Here is a 26,088-nt window from a genome sequence, read left to right as displayed (position 1 = left end):
CTATGTCTCCGTCTCAAGAGCAGTTTGTTTACGAGCAGTTGAACGATATTCCCACCTTGCGTGGCATTATCACCGCCGCGGTAAATATTTTTGATAATGACGTGGAGCAACTAATGCAACGGGTTTTTCGCAAAACGGATTTTGCGGTGAAATCTGTGGTGGATTCGTTGCTCGGCAGCCAAGGTCCGTTAGCCGATCTCAGCGTGCGCCTGAAGGTGCTGCTGGGCTTGGGCGTGCTTGAGACTGAGGCATATCAGGATATTGAACGTTATTTGACACTCAAAGCGCGGTTGAATAACGAGAGCAAAGAGTATGCGTTTTCTTCTCCGCTGACATTGGATTTCTTACAGCAACTGGCTTCGGTGCAAGATAAAACCATGCTGCAAAAGTTGGAACAAGAGCTGCAATCCACCGCATTAAGCGTGCACGATAATAAAGATTCATTGTTGTTGCAGGTCAAAACCCTGCGTAGCGAAAAAATCCTGCGCTCCTACCTCCTGCTTTCGATCAATACGATCTGCGAACAGTTACAGATTGAAAGCCCGTTGTAACCGTTGGATAAATAATCACTTTTTAACTTGCAAATGGTAACCGGGAAAATAGCTCACCGCACTTTGACTTGCTCAATAATTAAAATCTGATCCGGCTCACATTCTGTAATAAATCCATTTTGGTTTTCTGGTTTTCTTCTCTAAAATGTATGCAAATCTTATCGAAACGTTTCGATAGCAAGAGAAAGCCAAAAAAGAAGGATTAATCATGAAAAAAACCGCACTGTTAAATGCGCAGCTGTCGCATTTGATCGCGACTCTCGGGCATACCGACAGTTTGACGATTTGCGATGCCGGGTTGCCGATTCCGTTTGAAGTCGAACGCGTGGATTTAGCCCTGACCGCCGGCGTACCGCACTTTTTGCAAACGGTTGCGGTGGTGACGCAAGAATTATTTGTCGAAAGTGCGGTATTGGCGGAAGAAATCAAAGCGAAAAATCCTGAGATTCATGACGCATTATTACAACAGCTCCAACAACTGGAACAGCAACAAGGCAACCAAATTGCGGTTGATTATGTCAGCCATGAAGAATTTAAGGCCTTGAGCAGCCAATCAAACGGCATTGTGCGCAGCGGCGAATGTTCGCCTTATGCCAACGTGATTCTCTATTCCGGCGTGCCGTTTTAGGGGCTGTTATGCAACAAGTCTTATTACAAATTCAAGGCATTGAAAAATCCTTTCCCGGGGTGAAAGCGTTGAATAACGCCTGCCTGAATGTCTATGCCGGACGGGTGATGGCGTTGATGGGGGAAAACGGCGCGGGCAAATCGACCCTGATGAAGGTGTTGACCGGCATTTACGGCAAAGACAGCGGCAGTATCGATTATCTCGGGCAAAAAGTGGCGTTCAGCGGCCCGAAAGCCTCGCAAGAAGCGGGAATCAGCATTATTCACCAAGAGTTGAACCTGATTAACAACCTGACGATTGCGGAAAATATTTTTCTCGGGCGTGAATTTCTCAACCGTTTCGGTGGTATCGACTGGGCGAAAATGTACCAAGAAGCGGACAAATTGCTGGCAAAGCTGAATGTGAAACACAGTAGCCGCACCTTGGCAGGCGAGTTGTCGATTGGCGAATTGCAGATGGTGGAAATCGCCAAAGCGCTCAGTTTTGAGTCGCGCGTAATTATTATGGACGAGCCGACCGACGCGCTGACTGACACCGAAACCGAATCATTATTCAATATTATCAAGGAATTAACCGCCGAAGGGCGCGGTATTGTCTATATTTCCCATCGGATTAAAGAGATTTTCGAGATTTGTGATGATGTAACCGTGTTGCGCGACGGGGAATTTATCGGCGAAAGTGCGGTGGCGGAGTTAAGCGAAGATCGTCTGATTGAAATGATGGTCGGGCGCAAATTGGAAGAGCGCTATCCGCATTTGGAAAAAGCCTACGGCGCAACCCGTTTAGAGGTGAAAAATTTGTCCGGCAGCGGCGTGCATGATGTCAGTTTCAAACTGCACGCCGGTGAAATTCTCGGCATTTCCGGTTTAATGGGGGCAGGGCGCAGCGAACTGATGAAGGTGATTTACGGCGCACTGCCGAAAACTGACGGCGAAGTGCGGTTGAACGGCAAGCCGATTGACAATCGCAGTGCGCAAGACGGTTTGAACAACGGCATTGTTTATATTTCGGAGGATCGCAAAGGCGACGGGCTGATTTTAGGCATGTCGGTGAAAGAGAATATGAGCTTGACCGCACTTCAGTATTTTTCGCAATACGGACACGTTAAAAAAGGGGCGGAATGCTTGGCGGTGGACGACTTTATTATGTTGTTCAACATCAAAACCCCAAGCCGCGAGCAGGAAGTCGGGCTGTTGTCGGGCGGCAATCAGCAAAAAGTGGCGATAGCCAAAGGCTTGATGACCCGTCCGCAAGTGCTGATTTTGGACGAACCGACGCGCGGGGTGGATGTCGGCGCGAAAAAAGAGATTTATCAACTGATTAATAAATTTAAAGACGAAGGCTTGAGCATTATTTTGGTTTCGTCGGAAATGCCGGAAGTGTTGGGCATGAGCGACCGCATTTTGGTGATGCGTGAAGGGGCAATCAGCGGCGAATTTATGCGCGATCAAGCAACGCAAGAGCAGTTGTTGGCGGCGGCAATCGGTAAAAATAGTCACAACTGATTTGAGGTAAAAACAGAAATGACAAGCATAACAAAAAAGAGCGGTTTTAATCTAAAAGGGTTTTTAATCGAACAGCGGTCGATCATTGCACTCTTGGTGCTGGTATTTATCGTTTCGTTGCTGAACCCGAATTTCTTCAGCACGGATAATATCTTAAATATTCTGCGCCAAACCTCGGTCAATGCGATTATCGCGGTTGGCATGACCTTTGTGATTTTGATTGCCGGGATTGACCTCTCGGTCGGTTCGGTGTTGGCATTGACCGGCGCTTTTGCCGCGACCATGGTCGGTTTGGATATTTCGATTTTTATCGTGGTGCCGGTGGTGCTGGTTGCCGGGATGTTGCTCGGCGGCGTGAGCGGTTTGATTGTCGCCAAAGGCAAGGTGCAGGCGTTTATTGCCACCTTAGTCACGATGACCTTATTGCGCGGTGTCACCATGGTTTACACCGACGGGCGCCCGGTCAGCACCGGTTTTTCCGACAGTGCCGATCAGTTCGCGTGGATTGGCACGGGCTATCTGTTCGGCATTCCTGTGCCAATTTGGATTATGGCGTTGGTGTTTGCCACGGCGTGGTACATTCTGCAACACACCCGTATGGGGCGTTACATCTACGCCTTGGGCGGCAACGAAGCGGCGACCAAATTGTCCGGCATTAACGTCACCAAAATTAAGCTGTTCGTGTTTGCGGCAAGCGGGTTATTAGCGGCATTGGCTGGCTTAATCGTGACTGCCCGTCTGTCTTCGGCACAACCGACCGCAGGGGTCAGCTATGAATTGGACGCGATTGCCGCGGTCGTGGTCGGCGGCACCAGCTTAATGGGCGGCAAAGGGCGCGTGATGGGGACGTTAATCGGCGCATTGATTATCGGCTTCTTAAATAACGCATTGAATATTTTGGATATTTCATCTTACTATCAGATGATTGCAAAAGCATTGGTTATTCTGGTGGCAGTGTTGGCGGATAACTATTTAGGCAGTAAAAAAGTTGGATAAATAATCAGTGGAAGAACAAGGACGTCGCGGCACAAGGACGTGCACTTCTATAGGTGTTAAATCAATGAACGAGGAAATGTTATGAAAAAATTAACCACAGTTGCATCGGCTTTAATCATGAGTTTGGCGGTCAGCGGCTCGGTGTTGGCAAAAGAAACGATCGCCTTGGCGGTTTCGACCTTGGACAATCCGTTTTTTGTGACCTTAAAAGACGGCGCGCAAAAAGAAGCGGATAAATTAGGCTACAATTTGGTGGTGTTGGATTCGCAAAACGATCCGGCGAAAGAACTGGCGAATGTGGAAGATTTACTGGTGCGTGGCGCGAAAGTGTTGTTGATTAACCCGACCGATTCCGAAGCGGTTGCCAATGCGGTGCTTCGCGCTAACAAGCAAGGCGTGCCGGTGATTACCTTAGACCGTGGCGCGGTAAAAGACGAAGTGGTCAGCCATATTGCGTCTGATAACGTTGCCGGTGGCAAGCTTGCCGGGGATTTCATCGCGGAAAAATTGGGCAAAGATGTGAAAGTGATCCAACTGGAAGGTATCGCCGGGACATCAGCGGCGCGTGAGCGTGGCGAAGGTTTTGCACAAGCGGTCGAGGCAAATGGCTTTGCGTTACTGGCAAGCCAACCGGCGGATTTTGACCGTACCAAAGGGCTGAATGTGATGGAAAACCTGTTGGCAAGCCAAAGTGCGGTGCAAGCGGTGTTCGCGCAAAACGATGAAATGGCATTGGGCGCCTTGAGAGCATTGCAAGCGGCGAAAAAAGACGTCTTGGTTGTGGGATTTGACGGCACCGATGACGCGGTGCGTGCGGTGGAGGCCGGTAAATTGGGCGCAACCATTGCGCAACAACCGGAAAAAATCGGCGAATTGGGTGTCGCAACGGCGGATCGCGTGCTGAAAGGCGAACCGGTCGAAACAATGATTCCAGTGCCGTTGAAAGTGGTGGCAAAATAATTTGCGGTGAAATCTGTTTCGAGTATTGATAGCGATTTTCTCCAATATGTTTCCCTCCCTCCGCATTTTTCTCATGAAAAATGGTACTCCCTCTGCCAGCGGAGGGAGATAATGTGATGTAAAGCAGGTAGTTTATGACACAAACACAAAAACTGGTCGTGCTGGGCAGCATTAACGCCGATCATGTGCTTGCCGTACCGCACTTTGTACAGCCGGGCGAAACCTTGGCAGGCAATGGTTATCACATTGCTTACGGCGGCAAAGGCGCAAATCAGGCGGTGGCGGCGGCACGTTTGGGCACGCCGACCGATTTTATCGCCTGTATCGGCGATGACACCCTGGGCGCGGCGATGAAAAACGCCTTCGCACAGGACGGGATTAATACCGAAAGCATTGTGACCGTTGCCGATGAAATGAGCGGGATTGCCATGATTCAGGTGGCGGCAAGCGGCGAAAACAGCATTGTGCTGGCAGCCGGGGCAAATGCCCATTTAGATCAGACGTTAGTGGCACAATTCGCCGATAAAATCGCACACGCCGACACACTGTTAATGCAGTTGGAAACCCCGTTAGAGGGCGTGCTGGCGGCGGCGAAAATCGCCAACGCCAACCAAACTCAGGTGGTTTTAAACCCTGCGCCGGCGCAGCCGTTGTCCGATGAATTGTTGGCTCTGGCGGATATGATCACCCCGAACGAAACCGAAACCGAGATCTTGACCGGGATTAAAGTCGATGATGAAGCCAGCGCCAAACAAGCCGCCGAGGTGTTTCACCAAAAAGGCATTGCCACGGTGTTGATCACCTTGGGAGCAAAAGGCGTATTTGTCAGCCAAAAGGGCGGTTTTAACGGCATAATCGCCGGTTTCCGCGTGCAGGCGGTTGATACCACTGCCGCCGGCGACACCTTTAACGCAGGCTTGCTGACCGCACTTTTAGAGGGAAAAGCCTTAAATGAGGCGGTACGTTTCGCCCACGCCGCTGCGGCAATTTCGGTGACACGCCATGGTGCGCAGCCGTCGATTCCGACACGGCAGGAAACCGAGCAATTTTTACAGGCGCAACTCTCAAATTAAGGAAAAACGATGGCGACGATGAAAGATATTGCCCGTTTGGCGCAGGTTTCGACCTCGACGGTATCGCACGTCATCAACAATTCACGCTTTGTCAGCGATGAAATCCGCGACAAAGTGATGGCGGTGGTGCAGCAGCTGAATTACACCCCGTCAGCCTTGGCGCGCAGTTTAAAAGTCAAAGAAACCAATACCTTGGGCATGTTGGTCACGGCAAGTTCCAATCCGTTTTTCGCCGAAGTGCTGCGCAGTGTCGAACGCTATTGCCACCGTCATCAATATAACCTGATTTTGTCCTACACCGACGGCGACAGCGAGCGGCTGCAACGTAACTTGGAAACCTTGATTCGCAAGCAAGTGGACGGCTTGATTTTGATGTGCGCCGAATCCCATTGGCAACTGAACGACGACATCAGCCAGCGATTACACCTGCCGATGGTGATGTTGGACTGGTGGCCGACCGCACTTAATGCGGATAAAGTGCACGAAAATTCGGAATACGGCGGTTATCTGGCGACAAAAACCTTGATTGAGGCAGGACACCGCGAGATTGCGATTATCACCGGCAGTTTTAAAAAATCCTTGGCATCAAATCGGCTGAAAGGCTACCAAGCCGCACTTTCAGAGGCTGGGATTGCGTTGCGCGATGAATGGATTATCGAAAGCCATTTTGATGTCGAGGGGGGCATTGAGAGTATGCAAAAATTGCTGCAACTGAATCCGCGCCCAAGTGCGGTTTTCGCCAGCTCCGACACTATCGCGATTGGCGCGTATCAAGCGGCATGGCGCGCCGGCCTCACCGTCGGCAAAGAGATTTCGATTATCGGCTACGACAATATTGAAATGGCGCAATATCTCTCCCCGCCGCTCACCACCATTCACCAATCAAAAAACAATCTTGCCAAGCAAGCGGTGGAAATGCTGTTGGCAAGAATCAAAAATCCCGATCAACCCCACCGCACATTAACCCTCGAACCGCACTTGATGTGGCGGGAGTCGGTGTTGGCGAAACCCACGTAACAATTATTGTACCAAGATAGAGCGACGTTTATCGGTTTTTAGTAGCGTGCGGTTGAGCGAGCCGCACTTGCTGTAAAGCACTTCGATTATCCGCTAAATACAGGCAATTTACCGATCATTGCCAATAGATGAAACAGGGCGACTAGCACGCCGAACAGAATGACCGAATAGCTCGTAATATTTCCGCCGATAACGGTAAATGCTTGCGGTTGGGGAGCGGTTTGGCGTGCTTTGCGGGCAAGTAGGGCTGGGATAATGCACGCCCAGATGGTCGCCACGGCGCCGGCATAGCCGATAACGACAACAAAACCAAAAGGGAATAAGATCGACATCAGCAGCGGCGGAAGAAAGGTGACGCTCCAAGTTTTGGTTCTGCCGATTTTGCTGTCGTCAAATTTGAAGAAATCCGCCAAGAAATCAAATAATCCTAAACCGACGCCAATAAAAGACGATAGGATCGCCGCCATTGAGAAAATATTAATGGCATGGGATACGCGCGTAGAGTCGATGACACTGCTTAAGGCAGTTAATAACACGTCGATATTGCCGCCTTGGGCAATCACCGGGATAAATTGTGCACGCGGTAAATGACCAAAAATACTAATCAACCAGACGGCATAAAAAAACAACGCAATGGCGGTACCGCCAAGAATGGCTTTTTGCGCTCGCTTTTCTTCAGCATAATAGATTCGCATTGAGGCAACGGAATGGTGGTAACCGAAGGACGTTAACGCCACCGGCAATAATGCCATCATATAGGGCAGGTATGTTCCGTTAGCATTGATGGAATCGAATAAAATACTGAGATCAATTTGCGTCGACATCCCGGAAATACTAAAGATAAAACTTAAGATCATAAAGGCGATTAAAACGACGGAAACCCGACTGACGGCTTTGGTTGAGTACCAGACAATCGAGGAAAAAAACAGCACAAATAAGGTGGCGGACAAGGCGGGGTTGAGCTGCGATAATTGGCTGATAATCAATCCGGATGAGGTAGTGTAGGCATAGAGCAGAATACAACCGACAAAATAGACGGCAAGGTTATTGATAAAATTGACTTTTTCCCCTAATAAATTACGGGTCACCGTATCAAAAGAAACACGAATATCATAGTGTTGAAAAGCTTCTAACAGCAACCAGCCGGATAAGGTCATCATCACCATGGTGAGGGTGATGGCAAATAACGACCACAGTGTCCAAGCCCCGGCGCCGGCACTCGGCAAACCCAGCATTCCCGCGCCGACACAAACACTGGCGATGATACAAGCGCCGCCAAGTAAAGAAGGTTGTTTTTTCATAGTTATACTCCGTTATCGTACCAAAGTGCGGTCCTATATAAAACCGCACTTTGATAAACCATTATTAAGTGTTATCCACTTCTTTTAAACGCGCCGTAAAATGCCGTAATACTTTGGGTTCATACACGAAATCCAATCCTTTAATGGCATGAATGTTCTCTTTCACGTTGGCAAATGCTTCGATGATAAAATCCATATGGGTTTGGGTGTAGGTTGCCCGGGGAATGGTCAAACGCAATAGTTCGGCAGGGCAAGGGTGCTGTTTGCCGGTTTGCGGATCCCGCCCTAATAATAATGAACCAATCTCAACCGCCCGAATTCCCGCAACTTTATATAATTCGCAGGCGAGAGCGTGTGCCGGAAATTGTTCCGCCGGAATATGCGGTAACAATTTGCCCGCATCGACGAAAGCAGCGTGTCCGCCCGCCTGTTGGCAATGGATACCAATCGCTTCCAGTCCGTCAACCAAATATTGTACTTGCTGAATCCGGTACGCCAGCCACTCTTGCCGCATTCCGTCAACCAAACCGACTGCCAGCCGCTCCATCGCCCCGCCTTCCAAACCGCCGTAAGTCGGGAAGCCTTCTTGTACCACGCACAAGGTACGGCATTCGGTATAAACGTCTAACATCGAATCGTCTTTGAAGCAAAGCAGCCCGCCCATTTGCACCATCGCATCTTTTTTAGCGGACATGGCGAGAATATCGGCATACTTATACGATTCGTAGGTGATTTCTTCAATTGTCCAATCGGCATAACCGGTTTCCCGCTGTTGAATAAAATAGGCATTTTCGGCAAATCTGGCGGAATCCATCACCACCGGAATCGCATATTTTTGTGCAATGGCATATACCGCTTTTAAATTAGCGATTGAAACCGGTTGCCCGCCCGCTGAATTACAAGTGATGGTGCTGACAATATACGGAATATTTTCTGCGCCGATGGTCAAAATTGCCGATTCTAATTTGTCTAAATCAAAATTACCTTTGAAATCATCATAAATTTCCGTATTAAACGCATTATTATTATATACATTTTTCGCAACGCAGTGATTTAATTGGGTATGGCCCTGGGTGGTGTCAAAGAAATAATTGGAAAGTGCGGTCATTTTATCGCGCTTACCGCCTTTTTCTTGTTCGCATTTTTTTATTAACACCGGAATATAAATTTGTTCTGCTCCCCGTCCTTGGTGGGTCGGAATAGTATATTGATAGCCGAAAATGGTTTTGACCGCAGCAGACAACGCATGGAAACTCCGGCTGCCGCTGTAGGCTTCGTCGCCGCGGAACATGGCGGCCTGCATTTCTTGGGTGATGGCGCCGGTGCCGCTATCGGTCAGCAGATCGATAAAGACATCTTCGCTATCCAATAAAAAAGGGTTCATGCCGGCGGCTAAAATGGCTTGTTCACGATATTCCCGTGTTGTTGTTTTGACCGGTTCAATGACGCGGATACGGAACGGTTCGGGCAAATGTTTAAATTGATTCATAACAAAATCCTTATTTTTTGACAATAGAAAAGCGCTGGTTATTTATCTGAAAATAAATAACTGCTTTGATGTAAATATTGTGCAGTAAAATAATGGTACTGGCGCAGTGTTATTTTTACATGCGCAGTTTAACCATCTGATCTGAATTTATGGGAATGGATAGGCAAGTTTGTGGTCTTGATTAAACCAAGTGTGTAAGGTTAGATTTAAGAACTTCATTTTAATTTCCCCGTAAATTGTGAAAATTAGTCGAAATCAAAATGAAGTATTCATGAAATTTAAAAATTGTCACGTGAAAAAAATAAAGGATGCGAGAGGGATCACAAAATATTTTGACGCAGGCGGAACATAAATCCGCCTGTCTTATGGGAACGCGAAATTAAAATTACAGAATTAATTTGACAATCTTATCCGCCTGCACCCGTCGGAAACGGTTGAGCAGTTTTTTTACCTCACTAGGATAATCTTGCAGCCTTTCCAAGGCACGGTAGTGGTGAATCATGCCGGTGTGCTGGCGAATGGTGTTCAGTTCTTTTTGCAGTTGCGGTTGCAGTTGCTGTTTGGGATCCGAGATCAGCAAACCGTTTTCTGCGTCCAAGCGCCAAGCGCGCGGATTGAGGTTGTTGCCGGTTAATAAAATATATTGGTCGTCGACCCACACGCCTTTGAGGTGGTAAGAATTATCGCCGTCTTGCCACAAACGCACGCTGAGCAGCCCATTGCTGATCATCTTGTGGTGCTTTTTGCAGAAGTTGCGCAGGTTCATTTCATACAGATAAGGCAGTGCCGCCGACATGGTAAACGGCTTATCCGGTGGTGAATAGAAATCATTGGCGGTTTTGTCGCCGACGATGATTTCCACCTGTTTGCCTTCTTTTAATAATTGCCCTAATTGCAGGCGTAAGCTGCGTGGAAAATTAAAATAAGGCGTGCAAATCGTCAATTTTTGCCGTACAACCGCAAACAATGATTCGATCACGCCGTTTAGCGGATTGCCGTTGGCAAGACCGAAAATTGGGGTGATCAGTAATTGATCAGCTGCAAACGGTTGTGAATCCGTCAGTTGATAAGCAACGGACTGACTCAGCTTTTTGCGGTATTGGCGCAATTGCGGGCGGATGCTTTTATCTTTGCGTACCGTTTGATCCAGACGCTGTACCGCACTTTCATCGTAAATATGTTGTTGTAACAGCTCGACAAAACTGTCGGCTAATGCCGGATGGGTAATTTTTTGATAGCGGTCATAACGGTATTTATCCTGTTGGTGCAGATACACGTTGTTAATGCTGGCGCCGCTGTAAAGCACGGTGTCGTCAAATACCGAACCTTTGATATGCAGCACGCCGAACAGTTCGCGCGTATTGATCGGCACGCCGTAAATGGCGATATCATTTTCGGGATCTAGGGCGTATTTTTGCCGCTGTTCGGCATACCATTCGGCATTGGTTTGCTTATTTTCCGCGCCTAATAAGCCGCGCTGTGCGCGGTGGAAATCGACAAACACCTGCACATCCAGCGCGGGATTGCGTTGTTTGGCTTGGTATAGTTCGTGCAGCATTTCGTGCCCGGCTTCGTCATTCTGCCAGTAAAGTGCGGTAATATAGATACGTTTTTTTGCCGTTCGAATCAGTTGAATGAATTGTTGTTTATAGTCGGCCGCGGAATAGAGAATTTCCACGTTTTCCGCCTGTAGCGGCAAAAACGGCAGCGATTGTAACTGATTGAGCGACTGATAATATTTAGAATTCAGCATAGTTAGCAACATATAACAAAGAAATCGAATCATGTAGGATCGTGTCGGCGCAATCCGGCGCTAAACGTGAAAAATCCTAGTAAAGTGATTTAGTTTACCTGCGTTGTTCGCCTTTGAACAGGATTTTCCCAGAAGTTTGATTAAATCGGCAGAAAATTTGCTATAATCGGCAGCAGATCACATTTCTATGTTTCGCCCCGATTTCGACACCGGCTTTCGACATCAGAAATCCACTTCATCATCAATTTTATAGGCACTTCAATGAACGACAAATCCAGCCGTAAACCGGCATTTCAGCAACCTTCGTCCAGTAACCGTTTTTCCGACAAAGGCATAAAAGGCACATCAGATCGCAAACGGCAAGGCAGAAGCGGCGATGATGATCGTAACGCGCGCAGCGAGAGAAATCCCCGCAACGACAGAAGCGACAGAAATGAGAGAAATGACAAAAAAGGGCGTGGTTTCGGCGAAAACCGCACTTTTGAACGTTCGGCGCGCGCCGATCGTCGCAAAGGCGGATTTGAACGCAATGACGAGCGACGCGATGATCGCAAGCCGCGCGCGGCACGCCCAAGCCGTGAAAATCAAGACAATACCGCGCCGGCGTATGTGTGGGGCGAGCGCGAATTAAACGCCACCAAAGCCGGTAAGAATACCAGCGGCAATGTCAAAGTGATGATTAAAGGCGAAGTCAAAGGCGAGAAAAAAACCGGACCTCTGTCGCCGCGTGCACCGGAAAAAATCCGTAAAAATCGCAACGAGGAAATGAAAATTTACGGCGAAGCGGCGTGTATCGCGGTGTTCCGGCAACGCCCTGACAGCATTGTACGTTTGTGGGCGAATATCGACACCAGCCACCGTATCGGCAAACTCACCAGCTATTTGGCGACTCAGAAAAAAGCCTATCATATTGTCGAGAATGATGAGTTGGAATTGGTGAGCGGCAGTGAACATCACGGCGGTATCTGTTTATTGGTGAAAAAAGCCACGCCGATGACGCTGGACGGTTATCTCAAAAGCGAAAAACGGCAAGATTGCGTGTTGTTGTTAGACGGGCTGAACAATGCGCATAATATCGGCGGCGTGATTCGTACCGCCGCCTATTACGGCGTGAAAGGCATTGTGTGCGAAAGTGCGGATCAGCTCTATTCTGCGGCGGCGGCACGGGTTGCCGAGGGCGGTATGGAACAGATTTATGCGCTGGAAAGCCATAATACCGAGCTCGCCATTCAACAACTGAAAAGCGCGGGTTATCAAGTGCTTGCTTTGACGGCAAACAAGCAGGCTGAAGCCCTGAATAAATTGGTATTAGGTGATAAAGTGGCATTGGTGCTGCGTGAAACCGTGTCGGCGGAAAATAATCCGCTGGCGGATCATAATGTGGTGCTGTCGTTTGAAAATCCGTTAACCAGCGGTTTAAATGTGGCGGTCAACGCCGGTATTTTGTTGTCGCGCTGGTATTTCCGTTAATTATAATTTATCTGCGTGGTGCAGCAGCGCAAAGCGTTCCCATAATACATCATCGCTCTCGAGATGATCGGGATCGGTGATGATACAGTTATTAATCGGGCAGACTTTCTGACAGGTCGGCGTTTCGTAATGCCCGACGCATTCGGTACACAGGGCGGGATCAATTACGTAGATTTCCTCGCCCATGCTGATAGCCTGATTCGGGCATTCAGGTTCGCACATATCGCAATTGGTGCATTTTTCGGTGATCAGCAGTGCCATAAGTGGTATTCTCTCAAAGTCGTCCACGCCGTTAAAAGGCGGACGATTATAATCAAATGCGTTGAAAAAACCAACAATCCATTGTTTAATTTTAGTGAAAATAGAAAAGTATGCAGCTCAATTCAAGCAAAATCTCACAACTCGCCCTGTTTGTCGTCCTGTTTTTCGGCTTGATTTTAAGTGCCTTGTATGTGTCTTATCGGCAAAAATCGTCGATTGACGCAGTGTTGGAAACCGATTATGACGTTTCCATGCAACGGGATCCTATCGGACAAAATAAAACCGCCAAAACCGGCTACTATGCGTTGGTACTCTCTTGGTCGCCCGGCTATTGCCACAACCAACGCGCCAACCATGCCGGGGCGATTCCCAAAGAGGCGGCTTATCAATGCGACGGCGTACAAAAATTCGGCTGGGTGATTCATGGCTTATGGCCGCAGAGCGCCACCGCGCGTCGTGTGACCGATCACCCCCGCTTTTGCCAAGGGGATTTGGCACCGTTGGACGTGACGTTATTGGAACAATATTTGCCGCATTCACCGAGTTTGCGCTTATTGCAAGGGCAGTGGGAAAAACACGGCGCCTGTGCTTTTGCCGATGCGAAAAGTTATTTTGATAAGCAGCGGCAACTGTTCTTGACGCTGAAATTACCGGATTATGAATTGAAAAGGGCGGATTTGTTTACCTGGTTGCGCAAAAACAACCCGCACTTGGCAGGCAAATATTTAGGCAGCGGACGCGATGAACTGCAAATTTGTTATAGCTTGGATTGGACGGTGATTAACTGCCCGAAAATCCAATTCTAATGCCGTCAATTTTAAGAATTTGAGGCTGAAAGTACCACAGTTGCAACAGAAAGGTGATCGAACTGTTACAATTCGTTTTGAATTGCAGGAAAATGTAATCGGAGCCTGGTATGGCGCCGTTTTCGAAGTATAATCGGGTATTATTTCACAGAATAAAATTTTGCATTGTGGAGAGTGATTAAATTGTTATAATCAACTCTAGGCGTTATAGGATAAGTATTCATTAATTAACTAAAACAAGAGGATTTATTATGTCAGTAATTAAAATGACCGACTTGGATTTGGCAGGCAAACGTGTTCTGATTCGTTCCGATTTAAATGTGCCTGTTAAAGACGGTAAAGTCACTTCCGATGCCCGTATCAAAGCGTCGATTCCGACGATTGAGCTGGCGTTGAAGCAAGGTGCGAAAGTCATGGTGACTTCTCACTTCGGTCGTCCGACGGAAGGCGAATACAATGCGGAATATTCGCTGCAGCCGGTAGTTGATTATTTGAATGCGGCATTAGATGTACCGGTGCGTTTGGTGAAAGATTACTTGGACGGCGTTGATGTGGCTGCCAATGAATTGGTGGTGTTGGAAAATGTGCGCTTCAACAAAGGCGAAAAGAAAAATGAAGATGAACTTGCCCGAAAATATGCCGCACTGTGTGATGTATTCGTGATGGATGCATTCGGCACCGCACACCGCGCGCAAGGTTCAACCCACGGCGTGGCAAAATTTGCCCCGATCGCTTGTGCCGGCCCGTTGTTAGCCAATGAATTGGACGCATTGGGGAAAGCCTTGAAAACCCCTGCGCGCCCAATGGTGGCGATTGTTGGCGGTTCGAAAGTATCAACCAAATTAACCGTGTTGGATTCACTGTCTAAAATTGCCGACCAATTAATCGTCGGTGGCGGTATTTCTAATACTTTCGTTGCCGCTCAGGGCTTGAATGTGGGCAAATCCTTGTATGAAGCGGATCTCATTCCCGAAGCGCAACGTTTGTTGCAAACCTCTGAAATTCCACTACCGAGTGATGTCCGTGTCGCAACCGAGTTTTCTGAAACGGCGGCAGCGGTGGAAAAAAGCGTGACCGATGTGCAAGATAACGAGCAAATTCTAGATTTGGGCGATACATCGGCAGAAGTGTTGGCTGAAATTATCCGTAATGCCAAAACCATTTTGTGGAACGGTCCGGTCGGCGTGTTCGAATTCCCGAACTTCCGCAAAGGCACTGAAATTGTGGCAAAAGCGATTGCTGACAGCGACGCATTCTCGATTGCCGGCGGCGGTGATACTTTGGCGGCGATCGATCTGTTCGGTATTGCCGACAAAATTTCTTACATCTCAACCGGCGGCGGCGCCTTCTTAGAGTTCGTTGAAGGCAAAGTATTACCGGCGGTTGCGATTTTAGAAGAACGCGCGAAAGCATAAACCGCACTTTGTATTCTGTCTGTTATATTAATCCGATTTATCAACTTTGAGAGCCGTTACGGCTCTCGTTTACACATAGGAAATCTACCATGTCAAAATTATTAGATATTGTAAAACCGGGCGTTGTGACCGGCGATGATGTACAAAAAATCTTTGCTTATGCCAAAGAACACGGTTTTGCATTGCCGGCGGTAAACTGCGTCGGTACCGACTCTGTAAACGCAGTATTGGAAACCGCAGCACGCGTTAAAGCGCCTGTTATCGTGCAATTTTCCAACGGCGGGGCGCAATTCTATGCCGGTAAAGGCGTGAAACCGACTGACGGTTCCCGTCCGGATGTTTTAGGTGCGATTGCCGGTGCCAAACACGTACATCAGATGGCGGAACACTACGGCGTGCCGGTTATCCTGCACACCGACCACGCAGCGAAAAAATTGTTGCCTTGGATTGACGGCTTATTAGACGCGGGTGAAAAACACTTTGCCGAAACCGGCAAACCATTGTTCTCTTCGCACATGATTGATTTATCCGAAGAGCCAATGGAAGAAAACATGGCAATCTGCCGTGAATATTTGGCACGGATGTCAAAAATGGGCATGACCTTAGAGATCGAAATCGGGATCACCGGCGGCGAAGAGGACGGCGTGGATAACTCCGGCGTTGATGAGTCCAAACTTTATACCCAACCTGCCGAAGTGTTGTATGTTTACGACCAATTATATCCGGTCAGTCCGCGCTTCACCATTGCGGCGGCGTTCGGTAACGTGCACGGTGTTTACAAACCGGGCAACGTGAAATTAAAACCGTCTATCTTAGGCGCGTCACAAGAGTTCGTTTCTAAAGAGCGCAACTTGCCGGCGAAATCATTAGACTTCGTATTCCACGGCGGCTCCGGTTCTTCCACTGAAGAAATCCGCGAAGCGATCAGCTACGGCGCAGTGAAAATGAACATCGACACCGACACCCAGTGGGCAGCGTGGGAAGGGATTTTGAACTTCTACAAAGCCAACGAAGCTTATCTGCAAGGTCAATTAGGTAACCCTGAAGGCGAAGACGCACCAAACAAAAAATACTACGATCCGCGCGTTTGGTTGCGTAAATCGGAAGAATCCATGTCCAAACGCTTGGAACAATCTTTTGATGATCTAAATTGCCGTGATGTGCTGTAATCGCGCTAACCGCACTTGATAAAAAACACCGCCTTGGCGGTGTTTTTTTGTGGCTGGAAACCGGTGATGGCGGCTCGGATAAATATGGCTAAGATTCAAACCAAAGCGGTAACCGAATGGTGACGCGCAACCCGCCGAGCGGGCTTTTGCTTGCGGTGACCGTGCCTTTGTGCCGTTCCACCGAATTGGCGACGATCGATAAGCCTAATCCGGTGCCGCCGGTCGTGCGGGCACGGGCTTGGTCGGTGCGGTAAAACGGGCGGAAAATCTGTTGGTATTCGTGTTCCGCCACCCCTTCGCCGTTATCATCGACGATAATTTCCAGTTGTTCCCCATCAATGATATTACAACTCAGTCGGACTTGATTATGCGCATATTTAAAGGCGTTACGAATAATATTTTCCAAGGCGCTGGCAAGGGCGTCTTCGTTACCATTGATAAAATAATTTTCCGGATTCGGGATATTCTGCTGAAAGCTAAAGTCGAAATTGCGTTCACGGCTTTCAAATTTGGCGTCGTCAACCACTTCTTCCCAAATAAACGGTAAACTGAAAACTTCATGCTTAATATGCGAATTCATATGCTGGCGTGACAACGATAATAGTTGGTTCAGCATTTTTTCCATTCGTTCGGTTTCCGTGCCGATTCGGGCTAATTCATTACTGTCTCCCTGACGGCGGCGCAATAGGGACGCAGCCAGTTGTAAGCGGGTCAGCGGGGTGCGCAATTCGTGTGAAACGTCAAGCAACAGCCGTTGCTGTGAACTGATCATATCTTCCAGCGAGGTGACCATGTGGTTAAAGCTTTTGCCTACTTCGCGCAATTCTAACGAGCCTTGTTTTTCCAGAATCGGTCTGACCGCAAGATCCCCGGTGGAAATGGCATTGGCGGCACTGCGTAACTCTTTGATCGGTTGCGTCAGACTGAATATCAAACCGAGCAGCAACGGGGTACTGGTTGCCATCAGCAAAAACAGCATAATTAGCGGATGGTCAAAGAAGAAATTGGCGAATTCCCGCTGCGGATCCACCGATTCGAGGAAATAGAGCAGATAGGGTTCGCTGTCGGTAAACGGATAAGGCGAAATAAACGGTCCGACAATGTCGAGATTATAAAAACGGCGTTTTTGCGGAACCAGCGGATTATTGGAGCGGTTGACAAATTGATATAACTGGCTGCTTTCATTGTAATCCAGATAACCGATGATTTTGTTATAGTCATTCGGGTTAACGAGCACCGGTTTGCGTGGCAGCAGCGTAATATCAAAATGATCGTTTGTGAGTTTTTTTTCTTGGTATTGCAGATCGTGCAGAATGTTGCTTTTGATCAGTTTGATGACTTCGAATTGATAATTGTTGACTTCATCCGCGGAAAGTTCGCTGTAATTGCGCGCATCCATGGTGGGAATAAAGAAGGCGAATCCCATCAATACGAAAAAAGCCAACCAAATTAACCAAAATAAAAAGAAAATTTGTACATTAATTGAATTTAGAAGGCGGATAAACTTACGCAATATTTTCATCATAAATAGCTTGGAAACAAGTGATAGAGTACAAACCGCACTCTATCACTTGTTGCCTGCGGATTCACTATTTTTCGGTGACCAACAGATAACCTCTGCCACGTAATGTTTTGAACCATGGCAGGTTATCGGCACGTTCCGGCAGTTTTTTCCGCAAATTGGAGATATGCATATCAATTGCGCGGTCAAACGGCGTTAGGCGCTTGCCTAAAATTTCCAAACTCAGCAATTCGCGTGATAAAATTTGTCCCGGATTTTTCACTAAAATTTGCAACAAGGCAAATTCGGTGCCGGTCAGATCCAAATCGCGATCGTTATACAGCGCTTGCTGTCTGCCCGGATGTAAGGTAATGCCGCCGAAATCCAATTGCCTGTTATCTTCTTTGTCGGCATTGACGATTGAGCCCAAGGCGTTGGATTGGTTCTGGGTGCGGCGCAAAATCGCTTTGATTCGCGCAACCAACTCGCGATCATTAAACGGTTTCGCCAAATAATCGTCTGCGCCCAATTCTAACCCCAGCACGCGATCAATATCGTCACCGCGCGCAGTCAGCATTAATACCGGGGTCGAGAAATTTTTTCTGATTTGTTTTAATGTTTCGATGCCGTTGAGTACCGGCATCATAATATCTAATAAGATAATATCATGGCTGAAATTAAGCAGCTTGAGCGCTTCTTCGCCATTATAGGCTTGCTCAACTTCGAATCCCTCGATTTTTAGTACTTCAGCCAACAGCTCAGTGAGTTCAACATCGTCATCAACAAGGAGTATTTTGGACATGAAATGGTTTCCTTAATTTATCATTATAAGTTATTTAGAGTAGTTTACCTAAGACAGGTAAGATACATGAAAGTTCATCGCATTAATTTGAGGAAAAACAAAATTTATGCAAAATTTCCGCAGTAAAGCTCTTCCTTAAGTAAAATCCTAACGGTAATGCCTTAATTGGTTGCCCTTGCCGTCCATGAGCTGAGGTTAAGTCTCGTTTAGTTGCCCCTTTCGGACGCAATTGCAACACTTCACCGATCGACGCATTAATGCGGTGAATGTGCCCTAACACGATCAAATCCATCAATTCTTCCCAATCACGCGCCAAACGGGCTTCTTGTTCGGCGCTGGGCTGCCATAGAATCGGTTGCCCGACCCGCCGTTCGGCTAACGGAATCGCGCGTTCGCCTTCGACGGGTATCCACAACACTTTTTGCAGCTTATGCCGTACATGGCTGTTGTGCCAAACCACCCCGCTGTTTTGCGTGAGCGGCGCCAGACTGACAAAGGTGGTTTCTAACGGATAGCCCTGACGGTTGATCGGAATGGTTTTCAACTCAATCCCCAACTCGGCAAAATCCTGTTCGGCTTTACTGCCCGCTTGTGCGCCAAGTGCGGTTTCGATCAACATCCCGACCCAGCCCTTATTGCGTTTTAAATTTTCCGGCACCGGTAAATCCTGCTCTGCGGCAATGTCGGCAAAAGTCAAACCCGCCAAACGCAATGCTGCCTGTAGCAGTTGCTGTTCCGATTGTGGGGGATTACACGCTTCCGTTATGCTCATGTCGTCACTACCTTCGCTGCCAAAGGTTAGTATTGTAACGGTAAGCGGCGATGGACTCAAATAATCCTGCTTAAAAAATCGCCGGTGGTGTTTTAGCGCTGAAACCGCCGGCGGGAATTGCTGCGGGATATTTTTATCTTTTTGATTTAAAAGATAAAAAAGAATAAAGCGAAAGTGCGGTCTGTGTTTATCCCGTTTAATTCCTGATTCAGCCACAAATTTATCCACAGAAAAACTGAATAACTCGCAGGTTGTGAACAAACCGCACTTTTTGTTAACGACGGAAATAAATTGTTCACAAACTGGATCATAACTGATTTTTTTATCAACATCTCACAGGACGGTTTGGGCTGAAAGCTTGAAAAACCGCCGGCGGAAGGCGGATCCGGCGAACGATCGGCGATCGTCAGTATTGGAGCGCAGTTGCCGTAGCGATCCTGATGGACAAGCAACATTTCTTCCCATGATTGCACACAGAGTTATCCACAGACGGAGCGGTTTTTATCGGAAAATAGCGGCGTGCGCGCGCCTCGGAGACAGATGAAATGCAAAGTGCGGTTTGCCAAATACGGTTATGGTTGTATCACCGGCGATATTATGAAACAATCAATCCCATTTCAGACTTTTCAAGATGATGTAAGAGGATCGATAGTGATCGATTGCGATGGTTACCGCCCGAATGTAGGAATTATTATCTGTAATCAACAAGGGCAGGTGTTGTGGGCGAAACGGTGCGGACAGAACTCGTGGCAGTTTCCACAGGGTGGAATCAATGCGGGCGAAACACCGGAACAAGCCATGTACCGTGAGTTGTACGAAGAGGTCGGTTTAAGCCGACAGGATGTCAAAATCCTCTCCTTATCCAAAGGCTGGTTGCGCTATAAGTTGCCGAAACGCTTGGTGCGCAACGATAGCAACCCGGTTTGTATCGGGCAAAAACAGCGCTGGTTTTTATTAAAACTGATCGGCGATGAAAAAAATATCAATATGCAGGCGACGCCGACTCCGGAATTCGACGGTTGGCGTTGGGTCAGCTATTGGTATCCCGTCAGACAAGTCATTTCCTTTAAACGCGAAGTTTATCGTAAAGTAATGAAAGAATTCGCACCGACAGCGTTGTTTCAACAACCCAAAAGCAGTGTGAGCGGCAGCGCAAAACCGCGAGAATCCAACAAAAGCGAGCACGAGCGCGAACGGCACAATAATCACACCCGCTATCGAAAGAGTCCGCGTTATCAACGCAAAGAATACGAGCGCAAAAACCATGATAAAAAAATAGCGGTGCCGAAAGGGGAAGCGAGGGGAGAAAAAAGATGACGTTTTTTATTATTTGTTGTTTGTTAACCGGTGCCTTGGCGGGTTTTCTTGCCGGTTTATTCGGCATTGGCGGGGGCTTGGTGATTGTGCCGGTGCTGGTATATTTACTTCCTCAAATCGGCATTCCTGAGGCGCTGCTGATGAATGTGGCGTTAGGAACGTCCTTTGCCACGATTGTCATCACCGCATTTTCTTCGGCACAGCGCCACCACAAACTGGGAAACGTGCATTGGCAGGCAGCCAAATATCTGATTCCGGCATTGATGATTTCGGTTTTTATTGCCGGTTTGTTCGTCAGTTATCTGCCGAAATCGGTGACCAGTAAAATGTTTGCGGTCATGGTATTGTATCTGGCGATCAAAATGTTATTGTCGATCAAACACCAAACCGGTAATAAGCCGTTGAATGCGAAAAACGGCATTATCGGTGGTGTTTTGATTGGAACCGTATCCAGCTTTGCCGGTATTGCCGGCGGGGCGTTTATCGTGCCGTTTTTAAATGCGCGCGGTTTGGAGATGAAACAGGCGATTGGCACGTCTTCTTTTTGCGGTATGCTGTTAGGCATGTCTGGCATGATCAGTTTTGCGGTGAGCGGCTGGGGCGTTGAAGGGCTTCCGCCTTATTCCTTAGGTTATGTTTATCTGCCGGCAGTGCTGTTGATCACCACGGTATCCTTTTTTACGTCAAAATTCGGTGCGACGCTCACCACCACCTTGCCGGTGCCGACCTTGAAAAAAGCGTTCGCCCTTTGGTTGTGCTTGGTGGCAGTTAAAATGTTTATAGGTTAAACGATGAGTTCATATATTGTCTTTCCCCAAATTGATCCGGTGATTTTCAGTATCGGTCCGCTCGCCTTGCGTTGGTACGGTTTGATGTATCTGATCGGCTTTGTGTTTGCGCGTTGGCTGGCGGTGCGGCGCGCACGCCGGGCAAACAGCGGTTGGACGGTGGATCAGGTTGATTCGCTGCTGTTTAACGGTTTCCTCGGGGTGTTTTTAGGCGGGCGGATTGGCTATGTGTTGTTTTATCAATTCGAGCGCTTTGTGCAAGATCCCCTGTATTTATTCCGTATTTTAGACGGCGGCATGTCGTTTCACGGCGGTTTAATCGGCGTGATTGTGGCGATGGTGATCACCTCTCGTTTACAAAAACGCTCTTTTTGGCAAACTGCGGATTTTGTTGCGCCGTTGATTCCGTTCGGCTTGGGCATGGGGCGTATCGGCAATTTTATCAATGATGAATTGTGGGGCAGAGTGACCGATGTTTCTTGGGCGGTGCTGTTTCCGTCCGGCGGCTATTTGCCACGCCATCCGTCGCAATTGTACGAAGCCTTGTTAGAAGGCGTGGTACTGTTTTTTATTCTGAATTGGTTTATCCAAAAACCGCGTCCGGCGGGTTCGGTGGCAGGACTGTTCCTGTTTTTCTACGGCTTGTTCCGTTTTATCGTCGAATTCTTCCGCGAGCCGGACGAACATCTCGGACTGTTTTTAGGACAGCAAATTTCGATGGGGCAAATTTTATCAACGCCGATGATGTTGATCGGGCTGTTGATTGTGGTTTGGGCTTATCGGCGTGCCGCCGCGAAAAGTGCGGTTTAGAGGAGAAAAAATATGCGTCAGTATTTGGATTTATGCCAACGGATCGTCGATCACGGGGTTTGGGTCGGCAATGAACGCACCGGTAAGCGCTGCTTAACCGTGATTAATGCCGATTTGACTTATGATGTTGCGAATAACCAATTTCCGTTGATCACCACGCGCAAAAGTTATTGGAAAGCGGCGATTGCCGAATTTCTGGGGTATATCCGTGGCTATGACAACGCCGCCGATTTCCGTAAGCTCGGCACCAAAACCTGGGACGCCAATGCCAACGACAATCAAGTTTGGCTCAATAGCCCGCACCGTAAAGGTACGGACGATATGGGGCGGGTTTACGGCGTACAAGGCAGAAGCTGGCGCAAACCGGACGGTTCGCATTTGGATCAGCTGCGCAAAGTGGTGGATCACTTATCCGACGGGATTGATGATCGCGGCGAAATTATCACCTTCTACAATCCGGGCGAAATTGAGCTGGGCTGCCTGCGCCCGTGTATGCACACCCATACCTTTTCGCTCTTAGATGACAGGCTGTATCTCACCAGTTACCAACGTTCGTGCGATGTGCCGCTCGGCTTGAATTTCAACCAAATTCAGGTTTACACTTTTTTGGCGCTGATGGCGCAGATTACCGGCAAACAAGCAGGGCAGGCGTATCACAAAATCGTCAATGCGCATATTTATGAAGATCAACTGGAACTGATGAAAACGGTGCAATTGCAGCGCGAGCCGCTGCCGCTGCCGCAGTTGGAGATTAATCCGGCGATTAAAACCCTGCAAGATTTGGAAACCTGGGTCACGATGGAGGATTTCAAGGTGACGGGCTATCAGTCGCATCCGCCGATTCAATATCCGTTTTCGGTTTAATCCTCATTAAGGAAATGGCATTTTATTTGATTTAAGGTAAAACTGATCGGATAATAGCAAAGGAACTACGTTCGGCTTCCTTGGAAGCCGTTAATTAATCAACTACTTAGTAAGGACATCACATGGGATTATTTGATTTTGTCGGCAACATCGGTAAGAAAATTTTCGGCAAGGAAGAAGAAGCGTCAAGTGCGGTTACGCAACACATTAATGAAGATAACCCGGGCGTGGAAAACGTGGCGGTGACGGTTGAAAACGGCGTGGCGAAAATCGCAGGCACGGCAAAAGACGCCTCGGCCTTGGAAAAGGCGATTTTAATGGCGGGCAATATCGCCGGCATTACCAAAGTGGAAGCGGAAGGCGTCACCATTGCCAGCGGCGAACGTTTGGCTGCCGATGAGGAGTTTTATGTGATTGAAAAAGGCGATACGTTATGGAAAATCGCCGAAAAAGCCTACGGCAACGGCGCGAAATACACTAAAATCGTCGAAGCCAACAAAGAAGTGATCAAAGACGCGGATAAAATCTTCCCGGGACAAAAAATCCGTATTCCGAAAGGATTGTAATTTTTCAAAATCCGATTCGCCATGAATCGGATTTTTTGTTTGCACGCCGATGAAATAACCTAAGTGCGGTTTAAAAATTCGCCAATTATCCCGTTTTCTGCGCTTATAACTCGACTGATTCGGTCAGACTGGGTATAATCCCCTGTCTATTTTTTAAGTTCGGTGTTGATTGTTCATACGATTGAGATCAGCGGCGCCGAGAATATCTGATTTTTTGAGGTAAAAAATGCAATTTTCCGTAGAAACGACCCAAGGTCTTGAGCGCCGTATCACGATTACCGTTCCGGCTGAAACTATCGAGCAAAACGTTCGTGAAGAATTAAAAAGCGTAGCCAAAAATGCCCGTATCGACGGGTTCCGTAAAGGTAAAATTCCGCCGGCGATCATTGAAAAACGTTTCGGTGCTTCTGTGCGTCAAGATGTCTTGAGCGACGCAATGCAGCGCAGCTTCTTTGATGCGGTCATGCAGGATAAAATCAATTTTGCCGGTCGTCCGACATTTATGCCGGAACAATACGAATTAGGTCAGGATTTTAAATTCAGCGCAACGTTTGAAGTCTATCCGGAAGTACAATTGCAAGGTTTGGAAAATATTCAAGTTGAAAAACCGGTTGTGGAAATCAGCGACGCCGATATCGATAAGATGGTTGACGTGTTGCGTAAACAACAAGCGACTTGGAAAGAAAGTGCGGTTGCGGCCAAAGCCGATGATCGCGTGACCATCGATTTCGACGGTTCGGTTGACGGCGAAGCGTTTGAAGGCGGCAAAGCGGCGGATTTCGTATTGTTAATGGGACAAGGCCGTATGATCCCGGGCTTCGAAGACGGTATCGTTGGGCACAGCGCGGGCGAAACGTTCAGCATTGATGTAACCTTCCCGGAAGATTATCATGCGGAAAATCTGAAAGGTAAAGCGGCAAAATTCGACATCAACTTGAAAAAAGTGGAAGAGATGGAATTGCCGGAAGTAACCGAAGAGTTCGTACGGAAATTCGGTGCTAAAAACAAAACCGTTGCTGATTTGCGCGCTGAAATCAGCAAAAATATGCAGCGTGAATTGAACAATGCCTTGACCACTCGCGTGAAAAACCAAGTGATCGACGGTTTGTTGGCGAACAATAGCATTGATGTTCCGGCTGCGGCAGTGGATCAAGAAATCGAAGTGTTGCAACAACAAGCGGTACAACGTTTCGGCGGTCAAGCCCCGAAAGATTTCCAATTGCCACGTGAAATTTTCGAAGATCAAGCCCGCCGCCGCGTACAAGTCGGTTTATTGTTTGCCGAAGTGATTGCGTCTAACGAATTGAAAGTGGACGACGCGCGCGTGCAAGCGATGATCGAAGACATCGCCGCCGCTTACGAGCAACCGGCGGAAGTGATCGAATATTACCGCAACAACAAAGAGTTGATGAACAACTTGCGCAATGTGGTCTTGGAAGAACAAGCGGTTGACGCGGTATTGGCGAAAGCACAAGTGAGTGAAAAATCGGCTTCTTTCGACGAAATCATGAACCCACAACAAGCTTAATCGGCAAGTTGTTGTTTTGATTGTCAAAGTGCGGTTTATGACCGCACTTTTTGTTTTTCGGTCGGTTAAAAATCGGGATTAGCCTGTTTTTTAGGTGATTTTTCGGTAGAATGACAAAATTCTGTGTCAATTTTTAAGTAGAGGAAAAAATGAGTTTAGTCCCTATGGTGGTGGATCAAACATCACGCGGCGAAAGAGCCTATGACATTTACTCGCGTTTGTTAAAAGAACGGATTATTTTTTTAAGCGGGCAGGTGGAAGACAATATGGCAAACCTGATTGTCGCCCAGTTGCTGTATTTGGAGTCGGTCGATCCGGAAAAAGACATTAATCTGTACATCAATTCACCGGGCGGAGTCGTGACCGCCGGATTGGCGATTTACGACACCATGCAGTTTATCAAACCGGACGTGCGCACCCTGTGTATCGGACAAGCCTGTTCGATGGGCGCGTTTTTATTGGCGGGCGGTACCGCCGGCAAACGTTTTGCCCTGCCGCATTCGCGGGTGATGATCCACCAACCGTTGGGCGGTTATCGCGGACAGGCGTCGGATATTCAGATCCACGCACAAGAAATTTTGAAAATCCGCGACACTCTGAATCAGCGTCTGGCACAGCATACCGGACAACCGTTGGATAAAATTGAACGCGATACCGAGCGGGATAATTTTATGTCGGCACAAGAAGCCAAAAATTACGGCTTGGTGGACGAAGTATTAACGCAACGCATTTAATTGGATAACATT

General features: G+C 47.9%; 26 protein-coding genes. 18 read left to right on the top strand and 8 right to left on the bottom strand.

Annotated features, from left to right (window positions below; all coding sequences use genetic code 11):
• Positions 1–2: 2 nt before the first annotated feature.
• The 7 genes from ACWA5Z_RS01490 to ACWA5Z_RS01460 all read left to right on the top strand — a co-directional run bounded on the left by ACWA5Z_RS01490 (position 3) and on the right by ACWA5Z_RS01460 (position 6,730).
• Positions 3–551, top strand: coding sequence for an MltR family transcriptional regulator (locus ACWA5Z_RS01490; RefSeq protein ID WP_431053576.1), 549 nt, complete (start codon positions 3–5; stop codon positions 549–551).
• 208 nt (positions 552–759) lie between these two features.
• The gene (gene rbsD, locus ACWA5Z_RS01485; protein ID WP_431053575.1) at positions 760–1,179 is read left to right on the top strand and encodes a D-ribose pyranase; all 420 of its coding nucleotides are present in this window, start codon (positions 760–762) and stop codon (positions 1,177–1,179) included.
• A gap of 8 nt (positions 1,180–1,187) precedes the next feature.
• Entirely contained in the window at positions 1,188–2,684 is a 1,497-nt protein-coding gene (gene rbsA, locus ACWA5Z_RS01480; RefSeq protein ID WP_431053574.1) for a ribose ABC transporter ATP-binding protein RbsA, read from the top strand.
• An 18-nt stretch (positions 2,685–2,702) separates the two neighbouring features.
• Positions 2,703–3,680 (top strand): ribose ABC transporter permease, encoded by a 978-nt coding sequence (gene rbsC / locus ACWA5Z_RS01475; protein WP_431053573.1) that lies wholly within the window; start codon positions 2,703–2,705, stop codon positions 3,678–3,680.
• 81 nt (positions 3,681–3,761) lie between these two features.
• Positions 3,762–4,640 (top strand): ribose ABC transporter substrate-binding protein RbsB, encoded by an 879-nt coding sequence (rbsB, locus tag ACWA5Z_RS01470; protein ID WP_431053572.1) that lies wholly within the window; start codon positions 3,762–3,764, stop codon positions 4,638–4,640.
• A 134-nt stretch (positions 4,641–4,774) separates the two neighbouring features.
• Positions 4,775–5,713: a ribokinase gene (gene rbsK, locus ACWA5Z_RS01465; protein WP_431053571.1), complete on the top strand. Its 939-nt coding sequence runs from the start codon at positions 4,775–4,777 to the stop codon at positions 5,711–5,713.
• Positions 5,714–5,722: 9 nt separating this feature from the next.
• Positions 5,723–6,730 carry a substrate-binding domain-containing protein gene (locus tag ACWA5Z_RS01460; protein ID WP_431053570.1) on the top strand — a complete coding sequence of 336 codons (1,008 nt, stop codon included), beginning with the start codon at positions 5,723–5,725 and terminating at the stop codon, positions 6,728–6,730.
• An 86-nt stretch (positions 6,731–6,816) separates the two neighbouring features.
• Here the strand turns inward: ACWA5Z_RS01460 and ACWA5Z_RS01455 are convergent, their stop codons facing one another.
• The 3 genes from ACWA5Z_RS01455 to pssA form a co-directional block, all read right to left on the bottom strand.
• Positions 6,817–8,031 (bottom strand): aromatic amino acid transporter, encoded by a 1,215-nt coding sequence (locus tag ACWA5Z_RS01455; protein WP_431053569.1) that lies wholly within the window; start codon positions 8,029–8,031, stop codon positions 6,817–6,819.
• A 64-nt stretch (positions 8,032–8,095) separates the two neighbouring features.
• Positions 8,096–9,520: a tryptophanase gene (gene tnaA / locus ACWA5Z_RS01450; protein WP_431053568.1), complete on the bottom strand. Its 1,425-nt coding sequence runs from the start codon at positions 9,518–9,520 to the stop codon at positions 8,096–8,098.
• 385 nt (positions 9,521–9,905) lie between these two features.
• Positions 9,906–11,273 (bottom strand): CDP-diacylglycerol--serine O-phosphatidyltransferase, encoded by a 1,368-nt coding sequence (gene pssA, locus ACWA5Z_RS01445; RefSeq protein ID WP_431053567.1) that lies wholly within the window; start codon positions 11,271–11,273, stop codon positions 9,906–9,908.
• 261 nt (positions 11,274–11,534) lie between these two features.
• Between pssA and ACWA5Z_RS01440 the strand changes: the two genes are divergently transcribed.
• Positions 11,535–12,743 carry a TrmH family RNA methyltransferase gene (locus ACWA5Z_RS01440; RefSeq protein ID WP_431053566.1) on the top strand — a complete coding sequence of 403 codons (1,209 nt, stop codon included), beginning with the start codon at positions 11,535–11,537 and terminating at the stop codon, positions 12,741–12,743.
• Here the strand turns inward: ACWA5Z_RS01440 and ACWA5Z_RS01435 are convergent, their stop codons facing one another.
• Entirely contained in the window at positions 12,744–13,004 is a 261-nt protein-coding gene (locus ACWA5Z_RS01435) for a YfhL family 4Fe-4S dicluster ferredoxin (RefSeq protein ID WP_431053565.1), read from the bottom strand.
• Positions 13,005–13,114: 110 nt separating this feature from the next.
• Between ACWA5Z_RS01435 and ACWA5Z_RS01430 the strand changes: the two genes are divergently transcribed.
• The 3 genes from ACWA5Z_RS01430 (at position 13,115) to fbaA (ending at position 16,394) form a co-directional block, all read left to right on the top strand.
• Positions 13,115–13,810, top strand: coding sequence for a ribonuclease T2 family protein (locus tag ACWA5Z_RS01430; protein ID WP_431053564.1), 696 nt, complete (start codon positions 13,115–13,117; stop codon positions 13,808–13,810).
• Between the two features lie 251 nt (positions 13,811–14,061).
• A complete protein-coding gene (gene pgk, locus ACWA5Z_RS01425; protein ID WP_431053563.1) occupies positions 14,062–15,225 on the top strand; it encodes a phosphoglycerate kinase in 1,164 nt (387 codons plus the stop codon).
• A gap of 89 nt (positions 15,226–15,314) precedes the next feature.
• Complete coding sequence (gene fbaA / locus ACWA5Z_RS01420; protein ID WP_431053562.1) at positions 15,315–16,394, top strand: class II fructose-bisphosphate aldolase; 1,080 nt, start codon at positions 15,315–15,317, stop codon at positions 16,392–16,394.
• Between the two features lie 88 nt (positions 16,395–16,482).
• On the opposite strand, the gene cpxA is transcribed toward fbaA, so the two are convergent.
• From cpxA to ACWA5Z_RS01400, 4 genes are all read right to left on the bottom strand, one after another.
• Positions 16,483–17,919: an envelope stress sensor histidine kinase CpxA gene (cpxA, locus tag ACWA5Z_RS01415; protein ID WP_431053561.1), complete on the bottom strand. Its 1,437-nt coding sequence runs from the start codon at positions 17,917–17,919 to the stop codon at positions 16,483–16,485.
• A 64-nt stretch (positions 17,920–17,983) separates the two neighbouring features.
• Positions 17,984–18,697, bottom strand: coding sequence for an envelope stress response regulator transcription factor CpxR (gene cpxR / locus ACWA5Z_RS01410; protein WP_431053560.1), 714 nt, complete (start codon positions 18,695–18,697; stop codon positions 17,984–17,986).
• A gap of 82 nt (positions 18,698–18,779) precedes the next feature.
• Positions 18,780–19,469, bottom strand: coding sequence for a DNA mismatch repair endonuclease MutH (gene mutH / locus ACWA5Z_RS01405; protein ID WP_431053559.1), 690 nt, complete (start codon positions 19,467–19,469; stop codon positions 18,780–18,782).
• A 146-nt stretch (positions 19,470–19,615) separates the two neighbouring features.
• Entirely contained in the window at positions 19,616–19,942 is a 327-nt protein-coding gene (locus ACWA5Z_RS01400) for a hypothetical protein (RefSeq protein WP_431053558.1), read from the bottom strand.
• Positions 19,943–20,120: 178 nt separating this feature from the next.
• Between ACWA5Z_RS01400 and rppH the strand changes: the two genes are divergently transcribed.
• The 7 genes from rppH to clpP all read left to right on the top strand — a co-directional run bounded on the left by rppH (position 20,121) and on the right by clpP (position 26,076).
• Positions 20,121–20,786: an RNA pyrophosphohydrolase gene (rppH, locus tag ACWA5Z_RS01395; protein ID WP_431054265.1), complete on the top strand. Its 666-nt coding sequence runs from the start codon at positions 20,121–20,123 to the stop codon at positions 20,784–20,786.
• Entirely contained in the window at positions 20,783–21,574 is a 792-nt protein-coding gene (locus ACWA5Z_RS01390; protein ID WP_431053557.1) for a sulfite exporter TauE/SafE family protein, read from the top strand. The genes rppH and ACWA5Z_RS01390 overlap by 4 nt, the downstream gene beginning before the upstream one ends.
• A 3-nt stretch (positions 21,575–21,577) precedes the next feature.
• Positions 21,578–22,384, top strand: a complete 807-nt coding sequence (lgt, locus tag ACWA5Z_RS01385; RefSeq protein ID WP_431053556.1) for a prolipoprotein diacylglyceryl transferase — start codon at positions 21,578–21,580, stop codon at positions 22,382–22,384.
• 12 nt (positions 22,385–22,396) lie between these two features.
• Positions 22,397–23,248: a thymidylate synthase gene (locus ACWA5Z_RS01380; protein ID WP_431053555.1), complete on the top strand. Its 852-nt coding sequence runs from the start codon at positions 22,397–22,399 to the stop codon at positions 23,246–23,248.
• A gap of 122 nt (positions 23,249–23,370) precedes the next feature.
• Positions 23,371–23,814 (top strand): peptidoglycan-binding protein LysM, encoded by a 444-nt coding sequence (lysM, locus tag ACWA5Z_RS01375; RefSeq protein ID WP_431053554.1) that lies wholly within the window; start codon positions 23,371–23,373, stop codon positions 23,812–23,814.
• 226 nt (positions 23,815–24,040) lie between these two features.
• A complete protein-coding gene (gene tig, locus ACWA5Z_RS01370) occupies positions 24,041–25,342 on the top strand; it encodes a trigger factor (protein WP_431053553.1) in 1,302 nt (433 codons plus the stop codon).
• Between the two features lie 149 nt (positions 25,343–25,491).
• Positions 25,492–26,076: an ATP-dependent Clp endopeptidase proteolytic subunit ClpP gene (gene clpP / locus ACWA5Z_RS01365; RefSeq protein WP_431053552.1), complete on the top strand. Its 585-nt coding sequence runs from the start codon at positions 25,492–25,494 to the stop codon at positions 26,074–26,076.
• Positions 26,077–26,088 lie beyond the last annotated feature (12 nt).

The sequence above is a fragment of the Testudinibacter sp. P80/BLE/0925 genome (genome assembly GCF_053570785.1).
The sequence above is the reverse complement of the archived record's forward strand: the minus strand, read 5'-3'. Positions and strand labels throughout refer to the sequence as shown.

Coding starts and splice junctions, on each gene's coding strand:
- ACWA5Z_RS01490 (WP_431053576.1), top strand. CDS start 3: ATGTCTCCGTCTCAAGAGCAGTTTGTTTACGAGCAGTTGAACGATATT.
- rbsD (WP_431053575.1), top strand. CDS start 760: ATGAAAAAAACCGCACTGTTAAATGCGCAGCTGTCGCATTTGATCGCG.
- rbsA (WP_431053574.1), top strand. CDS start 1,188: ATGCAACAAGTCTTATTACAAATTCAAGGCATTGAAAAATCCTTTCCC.
- rbsC (WP_431053573.1), top strand. CDS start 2,703: ATGACAAGCATAACAAAAAAGAGCGGTTTTAATCTAAAAGGGTTTTTA.
- rbsB (WP_431053572.1), top strand. CDS start 3,762: ATGAAAAAATTAACCACAGTTGCATCGGCTTTAATCATGAGTTTGGCG.
- rbsK (WP_431053571.1), top strand. CDS start 4,775: ATGACACAAACACAAAAACTGGTCGTGCTGGGCAGCATTAACGCCGAT.
- ACWA5Z_RS01460 (WP_431053570.1), top strand. CDS start 5,723: ATGGCGACGATGAAAGATATTGCCCGTTTGGCGCAGGTTTCGACCTCG.
- ACWA5Z_RS01455 (WP_431053569.1), bottom strand. CDS start 8,031: ATGAAAAAACAACCTTCTTTACTTGGCGGCGCTTGTATCATCGCCAGT.
- tnaA (WP_431053568.1), bottom strand. CDS start 9,520: ATGAATCAATTTAAACATTTGCCCGAACCGTTCCGTATCCGCGTCATT.
- pssA (WP_431053567.1), bottom strand. CDS start 11,273: ATGCTGAATTCTAAATATTATCAGTCGCTCAATCAGTTACAATCGCTG.
- ACWA5Z_RS01440 (WP_431053566.1), top strand. CDS start 11,535: ATGAACGACAAATCCAGCCGTAAACCGGCATTTCAGCAACCTTCGTCC.
- ACWA5Z_RS01435 (WP_431053565.1), bottom strand. CDS start 13,004: ATGGCACTGCTGATCACCGAAAAATGCACCAATTGCGATATGTGCGAA.
- ACWA5Z_RS01430 (WP_431053564.1), top strand. CDS start 13,115: ATGCAGCTCAATTCAAGCAAAATCTCACAACTCGCCCTGTTTGTCGTC.
- pgk (WP_431053563.1), top strand. CDS start 14,062: ATGTCAGTAATTAAAATGACCGACTTGGATTTGGCAGGCAAACGTGTT.
- fbaA (WP_431053562.1), top strand. CDS start 15,315: ATGTCAAAATTATTAGATATTGTAAAACCGGGCGTTGTGACCGGCGAT.
- cpxA (WP_431053561.1), bottom strand. CDS start 17,919: ATGATGAAAATATTGCGTAAGTTTATCCGCCTTCTAAATTCAATTAAT.
- cpxR (WP_431053560.1), bottom strand. CDS start 18,697: ATGTCCAAAATACTCCTTGTTGATGACGATGTTGAACTCACTGAGCTG.
- mutH (WP_431053559.1), bottom strand. CDS start 19,469: ATGAGCATAACGGAAGCGTGTAATCCCCCACAATCGGAACAGCAACTG.
- ACWA5Z_RS01390 (WP_431053557.1), top strand. CDS start 20,783: ATGACGTTTTTTATTATTTGTTGTTTGTTAACCGGTGCCTTGGCGGGT.
- lgt (WP_431053556.1), top strand. CDS start 21,578: ATGAGTTCATATATTGTCTTTCCCCAAATTGATCCGGTGATTTTCAGT.
- ACWA5Z_RS01380 (WP_431053555.1), top strand. CDS start 22,397: ATGCGTCAGTATTTGGATTTATGCCAACGGATCGTCGATCACGGGGTT.
- lysM (WP_431053554.1), top strand. CDS start 23,371: ATGGGATTATTTGATTTTGTCGGCAACATCGGTAAGAAAATTTTCGGC.
- tig (WP_431053553.1), top strand. CDS start 24,041: ATGCAATTTTCCGTAGAAACGACCCAAGGTCTTGAGCGCCGTATCACG.
- clpP (WP_431053552.1), top strand. CDS start 25,492: ATGAGTTTAGTCCCTATGGTGGTGGATCAAACATCACGCGGCGAAAGA.